9 protein-coding genes are annotated in these 21,563 nt (G+C 33.9%); all 9 read right to left on the minus strand.

Annotated features, from left to right (window positions below; all coding sequences use genetic code 11):
- Positions 1 to 46: 46 nt before the first annotated feature.
- The 9 genes from J7E37_RS01995 to J7E37_RS02035 all read right to left on the minus strand — a co-directional run bounded on the left by J7E37_RS01995 (position 47) and on the right by J7E37_RS02035 (position 21,045).
- The gene (locus J7E37_RS01995; protein WP_215022139.1) at positions 47 to 2,539 is read right to left on the minus strand and encodes a restriction endonuclease-like protein; all 2,493 of its coding nucleotides are present in this window, start codon (positions 2,537 to 2,539) and stop codon (positions 47 to 49) included.
- Entirely contained in the window at positions 2,511 to 5,111 is a 2,601-nt protein-coding gene (locus J7E37_RS02000; RefSeq protein WP_215022141.1) for an MrcB family domain-containing protein, read from the minus strand. Before J7E37_RS02000 ends, J7E37_RS01995 begins: the two co-directional genes overlap by 29 nt.
- Before the next feature lie 238 nt (positions 5,112 to 5,349).
- Positions 5,350 to 7,245 (minus strand): DUF1998 domain-containing protein, encoded by a 1,896-nt coding sequence (drmB, locus tag J7E37_RS02005; protein WP_215022143.1) that lies wholly within the window; start codon positions 7,243 to 7,245, stop codon positions 5,350 to 5,352.
- A 3-nt stretch (positions 7,246 to 7,248) separates the two neighbouring features.
- Positions 7,249 to 10,761 carry a helicase-related protein gene (locus tag J7E37_RS02010; RefSeq protein WP_215022146.1) on the minus strand — a complete coding sequence of 1,171 codons (3,513 nt, stop codon included), beginning with the start codon at positions 10,759 to 10,761 and terminating at the stop codon, positions 7,249 to 7,251.
- A gap of 13 nt (positions 10,762 to 10,774) precedes the next feature.
- The gene (locus tag J7E37_RS02015) at positions 10,775 to 12,310 is read right to left on the minus strand and encodes a hypothetical protein (protein WP_215022148.1); all 1,536 of its coding nucleotides are present in this window, start codon (positions 12,308 to 12,310) and stop codon (positions 10,775 to 10,777) included.
- Positions 12,311 to 12,313: 3 nt separating this feature from the next.
- Positions 12,314 to 13,318, minus strand: coding sequence for a hypothetical protein (locus J7E37_RS02020; RefSeq protein WP_215022150.1), 1,005 nt, complete (start codon positions 13,316 to 13,318; stop codon positions 12,314 to 12,316).
- Positions 13,319 to 13,709: 391 nt separating this feature from the next.
- Positions 13,710 to 14,849, minus strand: a complete 1,140-nt coding sequence (locus tag J7E37_RS02025) for a DNA cytosine methyltransferase (protein ID WP_215022152.1) — start codon at positions 14,847 to 14,849, stop codon at positions 13,710 to 13,712.
- Positions 14,850 to 16,058: 1,209 nt separating this feature from the next.
- The gene (locus J7E37_RS02030) at positions 16,059 to 18,449 is read right to left on the minus strand and encodes a hypothetical protein (protein WP_215022154.1); all 2,391 of its coding nucleotides are present in this window, start codon (positions 18,447 to 18,449) and stop codon (positions 16,059 to 16,061) included.
- Positions 18,430 to 21,045, minus strand: coding sequence for an ATP-binding protein (locus J7E37_RS02035; RefSeq protein WP_215022156.1), 2,616 nt, complete (start codon positions 21,043 to 21,045; stop codon positions 18,430 to 18,432). The genes J7E37_RS02030 and J7E37_RS02035 overlap by 20 nt, the downstream gene beginning before the upstream one ends.
- Positions 21,046 to 21,563: the final 518 nt, after the last annotated feature.

Consider the following 21,563-nt stretch of genomic DNA (forward strand, 5'->3'; position numbering starts at 1 on the left):
CTTCGTCATAAGTTATAAAGCTAATATAACGCAAAAGGCAGACCCATTAGTCTGCCTTCAATAACCCTATTTGTTGAAGCATCTCCATCAATTTTTTAAAAACTCCTGAAGGATTTTTCTCTAATTGATCAATCAAAACTGCTTCTTCTGCGTTATTTCGAATAAACCGGATTTCTCTCTCCTGCTTATCCATGATTACTTTGATATCCTTAATCTTATAATCTAAAATTCTAGAAGCCCGGTCAAGATTCTCATGATCCAGGTCAACCCTAATTTGATCAGATACCCTTCTAAGCATTCGCCAAATGCTCAGCTCTTCCTTGGACTTCATGAATAATTCAGGAAGTTCCTGCGCTTCCCTTAGAGTATTTAAGGTCGTCATCATATAAGTTGATATGCCATAATTAACGGGCCTTATTTTCTGCTTTAGCCTAGACCACGGTGCTACCTGAAAACGCATATATTCATCAGTACCATCATGAGAAGGCCGGAGATCTAAAATCTTCCCATAAAGCTGAACGCCATTATCAGTATTTAAGCTACTTTTAACATACAAGGCTATATACTCAGCATCCTTCCAGCCTTTCCTTAATTGCTTTACAGGAATTTGATAATAGGTTTCCTTGGTGAATTGATCATAACTCTCTTGATCGGAAACAAGCCCTACCAAAACCATTTGATCCAAGCTCGACTTCCATTCTTCATGTGCACCCCTTGGCAGGATCCCTTCCTTTTGAATCTCCTCCGGGCTCTTATCGATCAATCTTTCTACAAACCGTTCAACCATATTCGTGGCATTCGGAAGAAAAGGCAGTCCGCCTATATTCACTTTATCGATACTCTTGTAAAAATGGTGCTCTTCATAGACTGTTTCGTCAAACCATGGGAATAATACATAAGCTCCAAAAGCGGTTCTTTCAAATGGACCCCCATTTGTCGCAACAATCGAATCCCGATAGCGATGCATTGTATTAATGTCATCTTCCATCGGACCGGGTGTCTTATATCGTTTCTGATAATAGCTGTCTTCCTGAGCATAATCAATTCGATACTTAGCATCAAAAATATAATGGTATTTGTATCCCTTTCCCTTTTTCTCAATGCTCAGCATTGTATCAGGTATTTGCGAAACAGTCGGCAAGCTGGTCTCCCGTTTTTGATACGCTAAAATGATTTCTTCATTTGTGACAGGGTGCCTGAATATTCTTCTTGCGGTTTTATTTGCTTCCAGGTTTACAAACAAACCCTCCCTGTTAACCTGAACAATATCCTGGCTGATGAGTTTATACTTGCGGTCAAGAATCTGTCCGAGCTTCAAGAAAGTCCAATATTCATAGAGAGTGGCAACATCCTTCACCGACATTCGGTACAGCTTCCCCTGCAGCATCAATCCTTTTGACACAGTTAAATAGATTTGAAAAGCGTCCCGATAGCCAGGTGCCATTTGCAGTACCAAACTCATAACCGATCGGTCCAGCTTGCCAATAGACTTCCAAAATGGACTGCCCAGCTTAGACTTTAACTGCTTGGACATTGTTCCTATTTTCTCAACTAAATCATAATCTGGCTTCTCTCTGGTCCATCTGTTTTTGCTGACAATTGAGTCCAATAAATCATCCAGCTTTTGCTTGATCCGCTCAATCATCCACTTAACATAGCGGTTCTCCAAAGTATCATATGTAAGCTCTTTTTTGATTTTCAACCCTTCTGAAGGCATCACCGTCCTGCCATGAACAGCAATCCCCTTTGAAACATCGACAATGACGTTCGCACGCTTCCGCAAAAAGTTTCTGCTTACAGAGTCTTGCTTCCTCAGCTGGTCCCCGCGTGCTTTTTCATACGTCTTCTCCAATTTATGATGAGGTTGGAACTCAATTCTCGCAACAGCCTGAAGAAATTGAAGAAAATGCTCACTGATCAGCCGGTAAAACTCAGTTTTTGACGGATTTCCCTCCAGCCTTAACCTGGCACCCAAATAGGTTTTTCGGATAAAATGAAAAGCCAGGTTATAAATTTCATCGTTTACTTCTTCTAATAACTTTTGATAATCCTTTTTATAATCTAGTTTTACAGGAAAAATCTCCAGCGTAACTTCAAGGATCGCCTTACCATCCGCCCTTATCTCAAACGTTGTAAAACCAACCTCATTTTGAAAGTGCAGATTCCCCATTAGAATAGATTGGCTGCCAATAGGAACAGGAGAAACGGCTTGTCTGATAAGAGGATATTCATGATAAAAAGAGAACTCCCGATTATCCTTAGGAACGACAATCAGCTGATAGACCCCATTTTCAAAGAAGATTGGCCTTTGCTCAGAAGGAGTAACCAGCTCTTGATTTGAGATATCATATACCTTGATCTCCTGAATGCCATCTCCATTCACTGTAAAATCCATCACATCGTGACGATCCATAGCCTTATACTGCCGTAAACCCTCATACCGTTCGTGATAAGGTTTCCCCTTAATCACTAATGAAAGATCCTCGGTCTCTATTTTTACTAATTCATCATCACGAGATCCAGAAGGAAGTAAAGCCATGGTTTCTTAACCTCCCAAGCATTTCAGCAACCTTTGCTGCGCTTCGTGGATACTTGCCATTATGAATGTCATTTTGACCATCTTCTTCATAGTCTTGATTCGTAAACAGACTATAAAGTCCCCTCAGCAATTGTTCCACTCTTGTGTCGCTGCCAGCAATTCGCGGTAGGATCTTCTGCAGGATGCAGTGATCAAATGCATTTTCAAACTCCATTAAACTTGATTCTTCATTGTATGCAAGATAAAAACAAATCTCATCCCGGACACGGTAACCAACATGCGCATTAATCAACTGAAGTGATTCATTGATTCTAACCAGCTCTTCCGTAGCCCTGGCCACTATTTCTTTATTTTCTTTATATACATCCTTTAAATGAAGATACTTAGAAGCAAAACGATCCTGACCGATGACTTTCGGCTCAACTTCTTTAAGCTCAGTTAAAAAAGCCAGGTTACCAAGATTAACACGATTAAACTCAATGGTATTTGCCCGATCCAATACCTTTTTGCTGAACGGATGCGTCGTTTCATCCATATTAACAGTTCCGATAATATAAAGATTGGTTGGAAGAGTAACGTCCTCCCCATAAACATCACTTGAGAGAAGAGTCGAAGAAACAACTTCATCATTCTCCCACTTGCGGCTCTCCATCACACTTAAAATATCACTAAAATAATACTCAACACGCGCCAGGTTCATCTCATCCAGAAGAACAAAATAAGGCAACTCAGGATTCTGGTGGGCGTTCTTGATTACCTTAGTTAAAGGCCCCTCTTTAAATTCACCCTTTATATCAACATAACCAAGCAAATCAGATCCATCATTCCAATCCGGACGAATAGGTATTAAACTAAATTGCCCATTCTTTTCTGTTGCTCCCACACTCTCTGCAAACCATTGAACAATTTTTGTTTTCCCAGTTCCAGAAATTCCTGAGATGATAACGAAGGGTTTGGTTTTTAGGGATAGGAAGAGATTGATAATTTCGTCCTTTTCGTAATAAAAACCTTTTCCCTTAATAAAAGAATAAATATGAGAAACTAGATCATTGTACGAGAGATATTCGAATTTTTCTCTAGTTACATCATGTGGATTTTCACTCATAATATCTCCTTCATACCTAGAAGGCACACTGCCATTCTTAATCGAAATAAAGTTCTCGTAAATATTAATCATTTCTTCTAAATCATGAACGAGCGCATTTTCTCCAGGCATATTTTCATATTCGTACTTTATATAAACAGCTGTTGAATATGCATAATCTTTAGCTTTGGAACTACTTCCTAAATTTATATAATCATCTTTATTAACTTTACTCCATCTAGGAATATTCTTACGAATGTCCTCCTTTATTCTTTTTATATCTTCCTTTGGTGTCTTTTCTACCCCTAGCCCAATAGTTAGGTAGACACTCTTCATATCCTCGCTAAAAAGATAAACTATGTAATACCCCTTTTTAGTAGATGTAGTAACTTCACGGTTCATGATAGCAACCCACGGAACTAAGGCCCATCGACCTACGCCTACAGAGCCGGTTATTATATACTGATTCCTATCAATAAAATGAAGGTTATTAATTATCTCTGGAATTTCATTTCTCACAAATGACCCTATATTAGGGCTTACACCAATACTTTCTGCTTTGATGGAAAGGTATTCACTCATTAATCTTTGTAGACTACCTCTTAAGTTACTGATCATACAATCCTCCGCTAAATTAAAAGTATCAATGAAAAAATTTTGTTTTGGAGACCAATCCCTATCTATTAAACTTGTCTGCTCTAACCACATAAGAAGATAATTAGTTCTTTCTTTTGCTACAGATTTTACCATTAAATTTTCTCCTTTAGAATTTCGAACAATCAACATTCCTAACTCTAAGAGAGCTATTTTCTTATCTGACTTTGCCATGTTACGCATAAGGTCTAAACAAATAAGGGCTACTCTAAAATATCCTTGATTTTTCAGGAGGTTACTAAGAAATAGATCTTTATTCTCTATGTTTTTATATTTGTTAAAAAGTGGTTTATTAATTTCATTATATTCATTGATTAATCCTAATAATCGTACATCCTGACGACTCCTCGATTTTACCCTATACATGTTATCATCAAAGTACTCATTAAAATTTTTAGGCTCAAGATTTTTTTCTGATACTTCTTCCAAGAAAGATTTTACATCTTTAAAAGGTACATTGGGTAAATCATCTGTTTGAAATTCTAATAATCTAATTTCTAATTTGATATCATTTCTTGAGATTTCAACAAAAGGCAAAAGTGAAAATAAGTTTATTAAGAAAGATGTATTTCCTTTACCTAAATGTTTTTTTAAGTCATTTGAATCTGTTTTTCTTATTGAAATAAACTTTAACCACCCATTTAAGATAAAATCATTTGATATAAACTCTTGTGGTTTGTTTTTTTCTTCCATTTGCTGATTACCTAAAGAATCTTTAGTCATAATATAGATTCCTGTCTTGCCAACATTCACTATTTTATTTTCTTTCCAGAAATTTAATTTTTTGATGTGATCTAACTTTTTAATTAATTCAATGATTATATTCTCCAGCACTTTTACCACTCCGAAATATCTAGAAATTTATTCTTATATACCAATGGAAAAATAAAAACCGGATAAGATACACTTATTAGTGTGTTCGTTATCCGGGTTAAAGTTCAAAATAGGTGACGTAACTAATCTACTATATCTTAGATATTCTCCAATTAAATAAGATCAATCAAAACAGACTTAATCCTAGTCTATCTTTTTTGGAATCATATAATTATTCTTACTAACCACGTGTTATATGTTATTTAAAAAATCCCATTGTATTCGATGTAAAATCTCCTATAATAAGAGCTCGATCTAGAAAACGATTAAATTCTTCACAGGCTGTCTCAGGAACAAGTCCACAATTATGACAAGCAGCAAGATTGGAGGAATCAGGCCCTTGCCCACCCTGAGAACCAATTTCCATACAAATAGGATCTGCAGAACACCATCTTGCATTTTCAATTGCTTTTTTAATAATAGACTCTAGGTAGCCTGGTTTTCCCATTTTAACCAAACCACCCATTGTACCATCAGAATCTCCAGCCGCTGTATATATCAATAATCCGCACATATTTTCCTTAGGATTTTCTGACACATAAAGTCTTTCACGCAGAGCTGCTGTACTGTAACCACATTCAAAAGTAAGTTGATTAATTAATATATGTGCTAAAGTGTGAATCATTACAAATCTAGGTGAAATTGTCTTATTCTCCATCCGACCCGAATGGTACAGCTCATTTGCTTTTTCTTGTAAAGGTTTTATTCTTTTTAAAACGTCTGGTTGTTTCTCCCATTCAGTAAGCTTTTTATTATCAATTTTTAAAAAGATACCTTCTCCGTATACTTCATATGCAGGTAACCAGTTTTCCTCTTCACTCTTTTGTTTATTTATTCTGAGCATTGCCTTTAAATCCTCATTAACCAATCCATTTTCACTCATAACCCTAGTGAAGCCTGCTAATACACGAGTTTCTTTTAATTTTTCAACCAAAAATACGTCAGAGAAGTAATCAGAAACATTAGAATTATAATCAGTAATATTTGTTTTTTTTATTAATAAGTTATGTTGGTCTGTTTCATTATTAAGTACAATGTATTCTTCAACCCTAAGTTGATAATCATTACCAGTTTCATCAGTATTATCTTCCTCATTAATTTGCATTTCTGAATCTAAACGAACTAATGCATCTTTAATTTGATTGTCAGTATAAGGCTTCAGTTCCTTATTTGCTAGAATTCTTAAATCTTCTAATTTTTCATTAATGGAAAGTGTGCGTCGGTTTAATATTTTTAAATAAGATTGGAACATTTCACTATAGAACATTTCAAGAAGTTCATCAACTTCTTTTTCTGTATCTCCTGGAATATAAAGTGCACTTTTTACCTTCGCAAAATAGACATTTGAAGCATTTCGCAGTGTAGCTTGTAAATGATTCGAACAAGGTTGACCGTTTTCTGTTCCTAACCAAGGCATTTTTCCTTGGCAAGTAAATATAGAATCCTTATCTTTATCTAAATTTTCACTCAAAAAAGTTGTCCCATTTAGATTAATGGACGTAATTTTCATCAAACTCCTCGGCTCAATTCCGCATTCGCATTTTACGACCATTGTGGCTAGACTCGTTCCTCCAGTACTTATAAGATACATAGGTTTATTACAACTCGGCTTTCCAGTTTGATGGACCCACTCCCTCCATGGAAAATCTTGGAGATGGCCACTCTCACACATTGCCACATATGGAACCTGTACTAAATAATTACTAAACTTTTTAGCCTTACAAGTTGGACATTCCATTCTATTTGAACTTGTATGAAGTTTAAATTTTTCCATTCTCCCACAAAAGCGACAGTAATGCCATTGAGGAAACCTGAGGAAAGGAACGTTTAAATATAAATTGATACCTTCATCTGATTGTCCCTTTTTTCGAAAATCTGGTGGTAAACGGAAATGGTCTACCTGTAATAACCGTTCCAACCGCCATTCATAAATCTTGAAGTGATTTATATCAACATTGTCATATTCACCATATATGTCTTTATACCAATGGTCTATTCCCGCACAAATAACAGAGACACCTTCCTTTGTAACTGTCATTGCACCTGGACCAAATGGAGCAATCAATTGGGCTCTTCGGACAGGTATTTCAACCATCGTTTAATCTTCCCCCAATTCTAAATATAAGTCAGTAATCTTTCCTTTACATTGGGCATCAACATTTCTCATTGACATCATAGTTGGCCATGAAATTTGCTTTGTTTTCGGGTCTGCATACTGCCCCGCTACTCGTAGCAGAGGATAATCCCCATCAATGGAGTTACCACTCCATCGTAAAGGTTCACGCATCTCCCATTGTTTCCTTTTTTTCATAAAGACCTGTTTAACATTATCCAATTCCGAACGATCCACAGCACTCACTCTATTTAAAATAACCCTTTCTATTTCATCTATTAAGTGTTTTGGGAAAGGTCGAGGTGTACCAACTTCATTTTTCTCACCAAATTGACGTACATATGCAACCATAATAGCATGAAGTGCCCGATCAATTACTCTTGGAGAAAAGGGGGTTACGCTTGTTGGTTCTACTTGGGCATACAGCATTTGATGATAACTACGGAATTTTTCAAAATGAGACCTATCCCTCGGTTTTGTAGCACTATATAAAGTGACAATTAAGCCTGGACGTTCAAACCATCTCCGTCCTACACGTCCCGTTACTTGAATATATTGTGCAGTTGTTTTGGGTTGCCCGATAACTGACATTAGGGATAAACGGTCAATATCAACACCCACCTCAATAATATTTGAAGCTAGGCTAATATCAATCACATTTCCTTTGTCATCGTATGTTTGTTTAAGCTTATCTATCGCAACTGATACTTCATCGTTAGATAATCTTGAAGTTAATTCCTCAATTTTCTTTAACCTCCTTATTTGATCATAATTGAGGCCTAGGCGGTTTTGTAGCACTTTCAAGTGATTCGGTATATCCGAGTGAAGCAGGGTTATTGTTGTTCCTAATTCCCGTAAACTATTAAAGAATAAGAGTAATGTCCACCAAGGGTCCCTTTCACCTTCAGTCAATCCCATTGGTGCCTGCAATAGAGAGGTCAACGCTCTAACCTGCAGTGTTTGCATAGAACCTAAAATAGGAGAGTTAATTCCTAAATACTTTCTTCCGGGCATAAAATTACCATTTTCATCAATAGCATAATTTGCAAAAAAAGAATCATCTTCATCTAGAGCAGGTGGCGGGAATAGCTTAACCTTTTTTCTCGCGTATAAAGCTCTTACTTGCTCTTCATATCGACGAATTGTTGCCGTTGAACAAACAATTTTAGGACGATAACTATTGACTCCTCTTCTGTCAGTACAAAGTTCATCAATTATTGTTTCGAAAAAACCTGTCAAAGAACCAAGAGGACCGGAGATTAAATGGAGCTCATCTTGTATAATTAATCCAGGTGGAGCAACATCGCGTTTTCCACTATCACCAATCCCAAATAAAGACCTTATATTTGGGTTCCACGCTAACATCGCAAATTTGTCTACTGTTCCTATGATAAACGTCGGTTTCACTTTGTAAATCTCTTCATCAATTAAATAAACAGGGAGGTGTTCAAAAAATTGACACTGGCTATCTGGGCAATGGGTTACTACTTTATCAGCCAGCGTCTTATATCCATAAAAACCAATATTATTTCTCTTCTTTCTTCGTCCTATGCGTTTACTTTGATGTTTATCATTTTGGACTTTATATATACCCAACTCTGCTCCACACCAAGGACAAGCACTTAATATAAAAGGATTATTCTCTGACTTTCCAATTTTAATATTGTTTAACGATTTCACTGCACTTTCATTGCTATTTGGAGTTGTATCTCCACCAAGCCATATACCAATTGAAAACTCATTTAGTCCCAGTAATTCTTCGTTTTGTCTACGTAAATGTTCCATGGCGCAAATAAGTCTAGATGAACGTTGGAATTGGTCAGCAGTTAGCAAGCGTAAAGTGTATCGCATTAAAACCTCTACACCACTATCTTGGTTATCTTTAATTCTTCTCATGAACATAGAAAATGCAGCCAACCCTAAATATGCTTCCGTCTTACCACCACCAGTGGGAAAGAAGATTAAATCAACAACTTCTCTTTCAAGAGAATCCCTTTCACCTACTGAATGAACCGACATTAGTAGAAAAGCAATCTGAAATGCTCGCCATTTCCCCTTTGTTTTTGAAATGTTATTTATATTAGGATCACGAAAAGGTTTATTGAACACTAAATTCCCATCTTGTACAATCCCCTGACGTCTCTCCCCTGTAATTTGTTGTAGAAGTACCGCATGATTTGCAAGACGGAATGAAGTAAGTGCTTCTTCATCAGTCTTTAAATAGGTTAACCCTCTATCCATTCGATCGGCACAATCTTCACAAATATCTAAGTTCTTATTTGCAATTTTTTGGAACTTCGGATCTATACTAGCTACTTTTGCCCTTTGCTTATCAATCCAGTGACGATATAAATAAATAATTTCTTCTAGGTCCTGAAAACCATCATTCTCAGGGTCTAGCCCTGCTAATTGTTTCATCGAAACTTCTATTTTAGTACCATCTTCACGCTGAATGTCTGGAGTCATACTTTTAGTTTCATGTGTTGGAAGAAATTCTGTACGAACAAAAAACACTTTGTCGTCCTTTACTTCTCCCCAATCAGCTGCACACCCATGGCCAATCGCATAGGTTTTTAGATTACGGTACAACAAAGTAATGGATTTTTCCTCTTCATCAAGGTTTTCGTATAGGTCTCCTTCTGGGTAGGGAAGGATGCAAAATTCTTCCAAAGGGTTTTCAATGCTCACGGTAAACTCTGATTGAAAGAAACAAACGCTATCTAATTTGCCTTTATTAGAACCATCTGTGCGATTTGTTAGGCTTACTGTCAAAAGTCTGGTACCATCTTTTTGATGACGGGAGATAACTCTTACTTCAAGATTTAAACCTTCTATAAGTTTAATAGGTTTAGCTGTGTTAACAGTTTTTTCAAGAAGTTCTTTGCCAGAACAAGTAAAGGTTCCTTCTAATGCACTACGTAGCCACCATTCTTGCTCATGTTCTTCAACAATCAATTTTTTAGAAGTGTACCTTCCCCCTTTTACGCGGACGATCAAATTTGATTGATTAGTAATCATTGCTTTAAAACTCACCGCCATACTATTCGGCCTAAAAGAGTTTGCAGTTGAAATATCAAATTCATCATCATTGATATCACTTTTTAGATTACTCTCACGATTCTCAAGCTTTTTTACTTCCTCTTCATCAATCAATCTTTCTATTGAATCATCTGTTTCATTAAACGAAATTATAGGATTGTCTTGATCTTCATTTTCCATTTTACCAGTCGGAAATAATATAGCTGTACCGTATCGGGTCAATGGTGTTCCTCTTTGGATTATTTCTTGCCTTGTTTCCTTCTGTACGAATGGTCTAAAAGCTTCTTTTTTTTCTTTAAAATCAAGTTCAATTGAACAATCTAATTCTTCTCCAAAGCAAGGTTCTCCACCAATAAATTCAGATCTTAAGGCTTCAATCATTTTTTCTCGATTTTTAACATTTTGTTCTCTTTTTTCACTTATAGATTCTCTTATCTTTGTACTAGTATTTAAGTCCAATACTATACCTCCTTCAATTCAAATGAAAAATTTCTTTCAATTTACTAGAAGAAATTTGGTAGTTTTGTTTTGATATATACTCTACTCTATACGCAGTAAAGGATACTCCATCTTCATCTGACAAATTAAAAACATGTTCTCCTCGAAGCTCTAAGCCAGATAAATCAGTATTTTTTATTTCATTAATCAGTTTATTACGAATTAAAACACCTGCTTCCATATGAGCCCTACGTAATAGTTTTGCGACTTTAACGTGCTTAGACTCTTCTTCATCTAACTTCACAAACTTTAAAATTGCTTTGAAGTCTATTTCAGAGGCAGGCATTATGTTGTCTTCAGACATCCAATTTCTGATATTTTGCTCTGCTGGATTTTTTGCTCCCTGTTTTTCTAAAGCTTTTTGAACTGATATTATTCCATAACGATTCACAAATTTCTTAAGTCTAAATTTCCATCGCCTATGAAAAATTCTAAAAGTTTTAGAGCCTGTTCCTATAATTTCGTCGGCCTTTTTCCTAATTAAATCCTGTTTTGTGCCAGTCCGTACTAATATATACGTATTTTCTTCTACTTCATTGATTGATGTTTTTCCTACTGTGAAGCCTTCTGTTTCAGAAAAAATAGAAAAGATATTTTTTAACGAAATATCTTCAAAGAAAATCCCCTTATTACCATTAAGTAGCACTAGCTTTGCAGGTATGAGCTCTCCTTCCTCACTTTCATTATTTTTATATTTTTCCTTTACTTGTTGTTCTATATAGGATAAATCAATGGCTTTTTCAATATTATAATCATTTATAATGTTATCTTCTTCACCAGTTTTTAAATAGTGATCATGAAAAATTATTTCTCTTCCAGAAAAAATTGTGGACTTTGTAATTCCACCGTATAAATAGGGTTCCTCTTGGAATTTACCTTCTAGCCAATTATATGTTATTGTATGAATCTTTAGTGCATGTGGGCTATTATAAATGAATTCAGGAAACCAACGTGTTGGACCAATAACTACAAGTTGTTCAAAAAAATTATTCGTTTTTAAAATCTGTGGACCAATCAACTTAAATTCATTTTGAATGGAAAAATTCCGAATTTCGTTTTTCGTTGACTCAAAATCATAAACTGCCTTTAAGAGTACTCCTGTCTGCAAGCGACTATCTATATTTTCTTTAATATAATTTAATAAAGGGTTTTCTGAAGATCGTGATAAACTGTTAAACGCTAAATAGCAGCTTTCTATTTCATCTATTAGGTTTGGATATAATTTTGAACTTCTACTATAAAGCTTTTCCAATTTATCCTTTTCAAGAATAGCCTCAAAATTATTAAAAGGAATAAGTGCAGCCACTATATAAAACCGATATCTTCGTAAATTTACAATTATATCATTTAGTATAGGTTCATTAGATAATTCATAATTTCTAATTGCTGTTTCTAAACGATTAAGAGTTGTTGAAAAGTTCTTCAATCTATTATGTTGTAACCTATGAAAATGAAGTTCGTAATTATTTACATTTTCATAGATTTTATTAACCATTTTTAGGTAACTCATGGATTATAAAGCCTCCCAATATTTTAATTCAATCCCTTTAGGAAGGAGACTAGTATCTGTAAACAAATCCCTGTCTACCTTCTGTATTAGTGTGTATTCATCGTCTAATTCAAAGAGAGCGGTTTCAAATTGGGCTTCTGTTCGATCTAAAATAAGAATCGAATGAGTTTCTTTAAATTTTTCACGCCAACGCAAGTAACTATTTGCTCCATCAAAGATTGTGAAAGTTGAATTGGTGATATTTTGAAAATCATATTTTTTAATATTAGAACTCGCGGATATAATCTGAGACTGGTACGAATCCTGTTCCCCACCAAACTCCTTTATTCGCAATAACTCTTGAAGATTACCAGTTACAAATTTCTCATTAATTGAATCATATACTGCTAATTCTGTATCGACTGCTTCATTCTTTACCCATTTTTTACTTCCTATGTAATAGAATTGCGATTGAGAGAGCGTGAGAAGACTATCATAGTTAAATCCTTTATACCCTGTCTTTAGAAAGTCAGATAGATTGTTCTGTCTTCCTTTTGGATCTTTAGGCAGTTTATAGTTTTTATCTGTCGCCACTTGTACAGCCAGAGCTTGTCTTTTGTTTAATATCTCTGTTAAATTCCCTGCTTCCTTAGCCTGGATTGTAATTCTGATCCTTTCTTCATCAGCTACCATCTCAAGACCAGAATATATCGCACGATAAATCCTATTTTGCTTTCGATAAATAACCGAAGTACCTTCATTTAGACCCTTTAACATTTGAAAATGTTTATCCTCTAACTTTTTATCAACCTTTTCAGAAATTGAAGATAGAATAGCCCCATATGCTATAAAAACACCGGCGAATAACCTTGTTGGAACCGTTAAAACTAGCTTTGCTCTCGCGTTACTTGGTAAGTTTTGATGAAATATATTACCGATATTAATAAAAGAATTAGCCCAAACAGGAATCACTGACCATTCATTATCATTTCTAACGTACAAATTGCTCTTTTTTTCTTTAGTGATCAAATCTAACACGGCCTTCTCGTAGTTTTTAATAATCCTATTATACCAAAATGTCAGTCTATATTAGCGAAATTTGTAAAAATATTCAAATTAAAAAAATGAATTAAATAAAGAAAAAAATCTATAAGATATAACTAATTAAGAATAAATAAAAAGTCGTTTTTATGTTAATTTCTAACACTTAAACGACTTTAAAATATTGTTAACTTATCTTCTAAAAAATCATCATTGATTCATAACATTGTTATTATTTGAGGTAATAATCAATTCTCTTGTTCCAATACTCAAAAAAGGTGGTTAAGCGTCGAATGTCGACTCAGTCCTTGTAAAACTGCCCGTTATACCCATCCTGTCAGTTCCGTTTTTAGTTACATAATCAATATAAGCAACTAGATCAGACGCTATTAACATGAAGTTTTTTCATTCCTAAGAAATCATGAATTGTTTTTGCGATTCCCAAAGAAGCGAGATATGGCACACCATTTCCGATTGTTTTAAAGGCGTCAGTCAAGGAAATATCGGATGGTATTTCAAATTGTGGTGGCATCGATTGAATTGCTAGTGCTTCTGCAACAGATATTCTTCTAGCTTTATAAGGATGGAGATGAACCTCGTTATTCCCATATGCAGCCGTTGAAGAATATCTCCATCTGTGAAGTCGTTTATAAGACTTCTTAGAATCATCACCTTCTTCAATTTTAAGGAATTTCGCCAAGCCTGCTCTTGGTTTAAAAAACTGTAGACCATTAGGGTGATTTTCTGTATTATTTTTCATTAACCAATATTCCACTGTCAGTTCAGTTGCGATGCCAATCGGTTCAGATAGGATAGAGTCTTCATGAAATTCATTTGTTATAGGCCATGGCATACGTTTTATATCTTCCATGTTATACTTCATGTGACTAAGCCACGGAAAAAACTTCTGAGGCAAAACATAACTGTTAAACTCTTTTTGGAAATTATAATGTTTTAATACTTCTTGACGAAAGCCTAAAAGAATAATACGTTCACGGTGCTGAGGTGTACCGTACTCAAGCGAATTAATCAAACGCTCAGTAGTAAAATACCCATTAGCATGTAACTTAGCCTTCATTTCTTCAAAAAACTCACGGTGTCTTTTAGTTCTCCACAGTCCTTTAACATTCTCGAACAAGAAAAATGAGGGGGTGTGTTGACAAATTAAATCCACATAAGTTTCAGATAGTTTTCCGTTCTCTCCTTCTCTTCCCTTGTTTTTTCCTCCTACCGAAAAATCTGGACAAGGAGGTCCCCCAATAAACCCAAATAAATTACTTTCTTTTTTTATCTCTTCTATGTAACTTTGTAATTGCTCTTGTTCCATTAGTTCAGTTATATCTCCTTGATGATAACCAAACCTAGGCTTTTCTTTTCGCATAACTTCTCTTGAATGTTGGTAGGTCTTTAAAAATGGTTTATGAAGCTCGTTTACATAAACTACCTCAAACCCATTGTCTTCGAAGCCCATATCTAAAAAGCCAGCACCTGAAAAGAAAGAAAAAACCGGGTATTTCATTTTGTTTAGCAACCTTTCTAAAGAAAAAATCATTTATTAAATTACTTTCATTATAGCATAGTGACATAGGATTAGATGACAAACTAGTTCTCATTTCCTTTCATAGTATTAATGTTAAAAATAGGATTCAAGGAAAAAATAACGGTCATTTATATAAATCACAAGAGAAATACGAGAATCCAATCCAGTTGAAGCCACATTATAAACTATAGATTTGTTAAGCAATTAGAAACAAACCGTAAGTGCTTCAAATCTTCCCTTCAAAATTTTATGGGGATACCCACTGGATAGGAAAAAGTTTCAGTACAAGTTAAATTAGTAAAGTAAATTTAAAATCTACTTATCTTACCCAGTCATAAAACGCAAAAAACAGAGTTAATATATCAGCAATATTAAATATTTTTCTAGTTGATCCGCCTTTACTTATACAGTGATTTTTTATTGCATAAAAATAACCTTCCTTAATTTCCTTAGGATTATAAGTAAAATAATTTTTAATAAGAAGACATATAACTTCCCGATTTAATCCATAATAACATTTAGGTATAATAATAAAATCCAGATACAGTCAGTTTTTATACGAGTGTTGGGCTAGTCATCTAAACTGGCATTCAGCTCAGCAAGCGGTTATAAAAGTATTGGGAAGGGATATTCTTTCATTTTCGTCAAGCAATAACTATTCTGTGATTAAAATAGTATGGACAATTGTAAAATTTTTATGATGAATAACTCTCCAAAATAGCAAAAAAAGAAGTATCTTTAATGTCGATAAAGATACTTTATTAGAAATAACAATTAAACTACCGATACTTCAGGAAAATTGTAGCCAATACGATAACGAAAACCAGGAATGGGAAGTTCAGGACGAAATCAGTGAAGCGCATAAGCATGCTGTCAACGATATAATCTAGGGAGCCAGGGAGCCAGAAGTTCACCTGGATCATATATTTATTTTTATAAACTCTGAACATGGTTCAGCTTGAGCTGATTAATTAGGAACTATTTTTCAAATTTCAAAGGTGGCTTATTTATAAAAAATTGCTAAATAGCAGTTGCCCAAATTGATTAATTATTTGCAAAGGTTCTATTTCTAATGCCTCCTACTTGAATATATAATTTAATAACATTATCAAGTTCAATTGAAACTATCCAAGAAATGCTTTCCTCAATAAAAAATAAAATTATTTAAATTTAACATCACGATTTTTATTAGTACTCAATAGCATGAAGATCTTCCAAAACGCTAATAGTTCCATTATTTATCTTGATTTTTACTTTTAATCCAGGAATAACCAATCCGATTAGTAACTCTTTAACTTCCACCTTTCTATATTCATTTTTAGCCGGGTCAAAAATTGGATGTTTTTCTTTGTTACCTTCTAATAAAAAAAATAAATTCTCTTTGTTTTCTTTCATAGTTTCTTGAAGTTCTTTATTAAGGAGTGATTTTATAGAAAATTTTTCTCCCTGAGCAATAAGCCCACGTTCACCAATCCTATATGGTAATGTAATAATAATCGATGAGATTTTATCTTCTTCAATTTCCTTCTCAAATATTATGCTGGTCCTTGGGTGAGTATGGGAGCGTTTTTCAATTTCAATAGTCTCCTCTTCTATTCCTTTAAAATCACTAAATTCCCTAAGTTTATCTATTAATATATCCGTTTTAAAATACAGTGGAATCTTTTTAAAATCGGCATTATGTTTCCTCTTGTTGCTTTTGCGAATATAAGCATCGAGATCAATATCATTAAGTAACTTATAATCTTGTCCGGGATACCCAATCTTGATATTAAGATGAGGTATTTTTTCCCTTTCAACTAGTCCAATTGTATTAACCCCTGTACGACGTCTATACTCCCAATAAGTATTTAGAAGAATGTCACGAAACTCTCGTTTAATTCTACAGACTCTTTGAATGTTGAAATTAATATTAGATCCATCTTGATTAAATTTGTATACAGATATATCATTTGCCGATAAAATTTCCATATCCGCTGAGGTTTCATTACAAAATTTGTAGATATTTAAGTATTGTTCTAGTTGACTCTGTATTTTGTCATAATATTTAGACCATGAAAGAGGAATCACCTTTTTTACATTTGAGTCAATTTCTAAGCCTAAATTAATGTTTGCCTCTCCATTTTCATTAAAGCTACAAGTATCTAACACTAAAAAGTCACTTGTAAGAGGGTTCTCAAAATTCACTTTCAGAACTCCGTGTGAACTAGATTGTGCTCTATTTGGACAAAAATAATTAAATTCCAAAGATTTAGCATCTTTCATTACTTTTTCAATGTTATGTGTAGGTATAAAATCTGCTCTAACTAAGTCTGCATGTTTTGCTTTCCTTTTAACATTAGATCCTCTTATTACCAGGTCACAATCCTGACCTACTAAAATAGCATATTTACCATCAGGCATTTTAAATACATCACCTGGTGCCGGAGGTTGGCACTGAATGTTTATTCCGTAGTCAAATATTTCAAAGGTATTTAGTTCTTGAATTGTTGCTTCTTTCTCTATCTCCACTCCAGCATTAGAGCCTAAATAGTCTTCTTGTAGAAAATTAGTTAATCCTAATAGAAAATTGTATTCAGATTTTGAATCACCTGTCATCATAGAAGAAGCTAAATTATATTGTGAAGCTAAATTGAACCAATTTGATATTGCCTCGTACGCCGTAAGACCTTCTTCATGAGCCATGCTTGCCAAATATATCATATTATCTTTTCGAGAAAGGGCTAATTCTTGAGCTTTTTCAATTGAGTTAATATGGATCTTACCTAATCTATTAAAGAGTTCTACATACGTACAGAGGGCAAGTCCATCAGTCAATTGTTTTAAAGCATCTGAATCCTTTTTATCAATTTCTAGTACAAAGTAATCCTTCATTCGTTGAGGTTCTGTAATTTTAGGTTCACTTGTATAAATAATACTAATAACATTTTTATCTTTATAATATGGTATAAGTTCATCCTTAACAAAACGAACCCCGTCTTCATCACCTAATAATTTATCAACGATAAAAATACAAAATTGAGAACCCGTTATACTCTCTGCCATATCCTCTTGGATTAGCTGCATATCTGGCTTCTGTTTATATAGGCGCACAGAATGATTTCTTACAAGCGTTAAAAGCTCTCGGTAATTTTTTATTCGAGATAAACCTACACCATATCTCATAAATATTTCTTCTATAGCTGATTCCTTTTCTAATTTTACTTTAAAAAAATTAATCAATGATTCAGCTTTACTTTTAACTTCTTCTGCGATTCTGGAATTAAATTTATCAAGATAAAGAATTATTCTTTTTGCAGTATTTAAGAGCGGATAGTGCTCTTCTAAAACTGGGAGTTTTACGAAAGCCTCTTTAAATCCCAAAATTTCATCTGCTAAATCAACAAGTTCTTCTTTTCTGAACTTGTTAATAATAGATTCAATATCACAATCTCTTAAGCATACCAAATCGCTAATAATTCCCTCGAAATTATCTGGTTTAAAAATAAAATCATCGTCTATAAGTATAATGAGTCCTGTATCAAGGCCATAAAGCAGCTCAATAAATGGACTAGAGGCATCATCTATTCTGGCCTGCATGCTCTTTCTCCTCCGAACTTAAATAAATTGCAAAGATGTAACGATTTCCAAATTCATTGCGGTCTTGTAATAGTTCAATATCAGCTCCAAATGATCTTAATAACTGTCGTATAATATATAACCCCATCCCCCTACCATTTCTCTCTTTTCCAGATTCAAGTGGCTGAAATAAGGTATTTTCCATCCTAGGAATAACTCCTGTTCCGGTATCATAATAATGTATGACGAAATCATCCTTTTTTTCAATTTTAATAAAGTCTTGCTCCAATCTTTGGTAGACTTTATCATATTTTTGTTTTAACCTTCGTTCCTTTATCCAATAAATTGAGTTATCTATTAAATTATAAAAAATATGAATCAACACTCCTGTAGGTACTAGCCATTTCATCTTAAGTTCTGAGAAATCAACAGTCACTTTTGCACTTTTTAATCTATCATCAAGACGTATTATTAAATTCTCAATAAAAGAATGCACATCTTCCTCATCAAATTCTTCAATAGTACCTTTATAAAGAAATGTCTTTTCCATAAAACCATAAAATAGACTTAACTCCCTTATCCTTTCTGAGAAAAAAGTGGTTTGTTCTCGTATTGGAAGGAAATGATCTTCAAAAAGATCATATTGACTTTGACTTAATAAATAATCTTCAGTTGCTTTTAGGTGATAGCCTATATCTTCTTTACTTTCAAAATTGGTTAGAATTGAGTGAAGTTCATGTGTTAAAACTTCAGTAACCAATCCATTGGCCATAAGTTTATAGTTATTATAAGTTTCTAATTCAATAAGTTCCTTCTCTTGTTCAACTTGCTTAACTAATTCTTTTGATTCATTTAATTGATTAAGTGTTTTTTCGAAAGCTTCTTTAAATACAGTACCTTTAGAAGATAAAGATTTGAGCACTAAATCAGCTTCTAGCATTTTATTTTCGCCGTCCGCACTAATTATATTTTGTGCTTTAAGTAGCAAGCTCTCAAATTCATTCAGATGTTGTTTTCCATTTTCAACCTGTTTGTCTGTATCCTCAAACCTTTCTTTTAGCTTCTCAATGGAATAGGTTGGTAACATTCCTTCATCCTTAAGGATATCCCGTGTTATGTAATAAGCAGATCGACTGAAAGAATAAAAAATTTCATTGAAAACCTTTTGTAAAATAACAAAAAGCGACCTGGAATGGGGATTATCTGCTAAATTCATCCTAGAACTAGTTTCTCTTATGTAATTTTGAAAGGGATCATTAATTTCAATGTACCCGATAACATTTCCCAATTCAAAACGAAAGAACTGCTGCCCTTTAGTTCGGGCTTGTTGTAACTCCAGCCAATCACTATCTTTATTACCCAGTGTAGCAATTCTATATTTCCCACGATAAAGTTTAATCCCATTATTTGAATCTAGAAAACTTCGAATATCGCGGATGTTATAGTCCTTTTTAAGGATATTAGTTTCTTTTGCAGCATGAATAGCCATAGCTGAAAGTGCTGGATCACGTTTGAAAGAAAAAACTTTTCCCTTAATGGGGGATATTTTTTTTATAGGGTCTAATGAAATATCTCCGACAGACTCCTGAATATCTTTCTCATTCTTTTTAATTTCAAGACTCTTTTTATACTTTTCTTCATATTTATCTAATAGCTTTTTATATTCTTCCGGTAATTTACGCCAATCATTAAAAAGGTTTTTCCCCACTAATCTTTGGTGAATTCTTTCTATATACCAAGGTTTTAATATCATTTTCAAGTCTAAATGTAAGTGACCGTCAATTGTTTCCAATTTAAAATCGTGTATTGTTTCAGCTACATTTAAAGCCTCATTTTTGAACTTAGAATTTACTTTGGTCTCGTTAAGATATATTTTAATATCAAAGTCTTCAATTCTGTCATCAAAAGGAGACATTAGAAAGCTTAATGCAGACTGTAAGTTTTCTCTAATTTTTAAACTGTCCGATTTGTCTTTACTTTCTTCAAACAAGTTTAGTTGCTCTGATCTATTCATGGTTACAAAATCACCAAATTCAACATTTAGATCTAGAAACCAAAGCCTTGTAAATTTATTGATAGTTTTAGGGAACTTATAACTTTCAATTTCTATTTGCTCTAGACTTGCTCCCTGTTTTATAAAATCTTCCCAATTTATACGAACAACATTTGATACATTCGATTCGCTACTGGTTGTTTCAATAAAGAGTACTTTACTAAGTCGCTGTGCTGCCAAACGTCCAATTCCCTTTTCACCCAATGGTAATCTTTGATTTATACTTTTGGCTGAAGATTTCTGCTTCTTTTTAATGTCAGTACCAATGGTAAAAAAGCCCGTTTCTAAGTCCTGATAGGACATACCATCACCGTTATCCTCTAAGACAAGTATTCTTCGGTCATTACTTAAATGTCTCTTTATTAAAGAAAGCATTTTTGAAGATACTGGGGCCACAGTGTTATTTAGATTGGTTTGGGAAATATCATCAATTAAATACATTTGTACTACCTTAGCATTAGCATCATATGCGTTTTTTATTAGCTCTGTTATGGCAATTTCATCACTTGTAATCAAATCTCTTCCTAAATGTTCCAATACTCGTGAATTAATTGAAAATCGCACATAATCCCCTCCTTAAATGATTGAATTAAGACTAGCAAAAAACATGTATGTTAATTATTTTACAGAAATTTATATTATTGTACAAATAGCTCAAGAAAGGAAAATATTATTTTCTCTTAACTTCAAGATAAAAATTAAAAAAAGGAAGAGCTTTTTACCTCATCCATTCATTCGGTTATAAACAAATTGTAGTTTTGTAACATCAAAGAACATTTTATCCATTTTATTAGTTAAACTTTAACAATAGGAGAACAGGGGCGTACCATATTATTCTCACATCAATTAAAATTTTTTACTATGAGACATAGGGACGGTGGTCAAACCCCAAAATAGTAGATTCTTAATTGAAACAATGATATTACTGAAGGGAATGGCTCCCTGGTTTAATCATTAATCTTATTCGTTCAGCTTAAACACTTGACATGGAGCCTCTTCTCGCATAACTTTCGAGCCAGGAAGCAGCTGGAGGATATCAGCTGGCTCCCCGAAAAAAGGTATCATGCGTTCACTCCATATCA

This window comes from Bacillus sp. ISL-39 (genome assembly GCF_018613295.1).
Lineage (GTDB): Bacteria > Bacillota > Bacilli > Bacillales > Cytobacillaceae > Mesobacillus.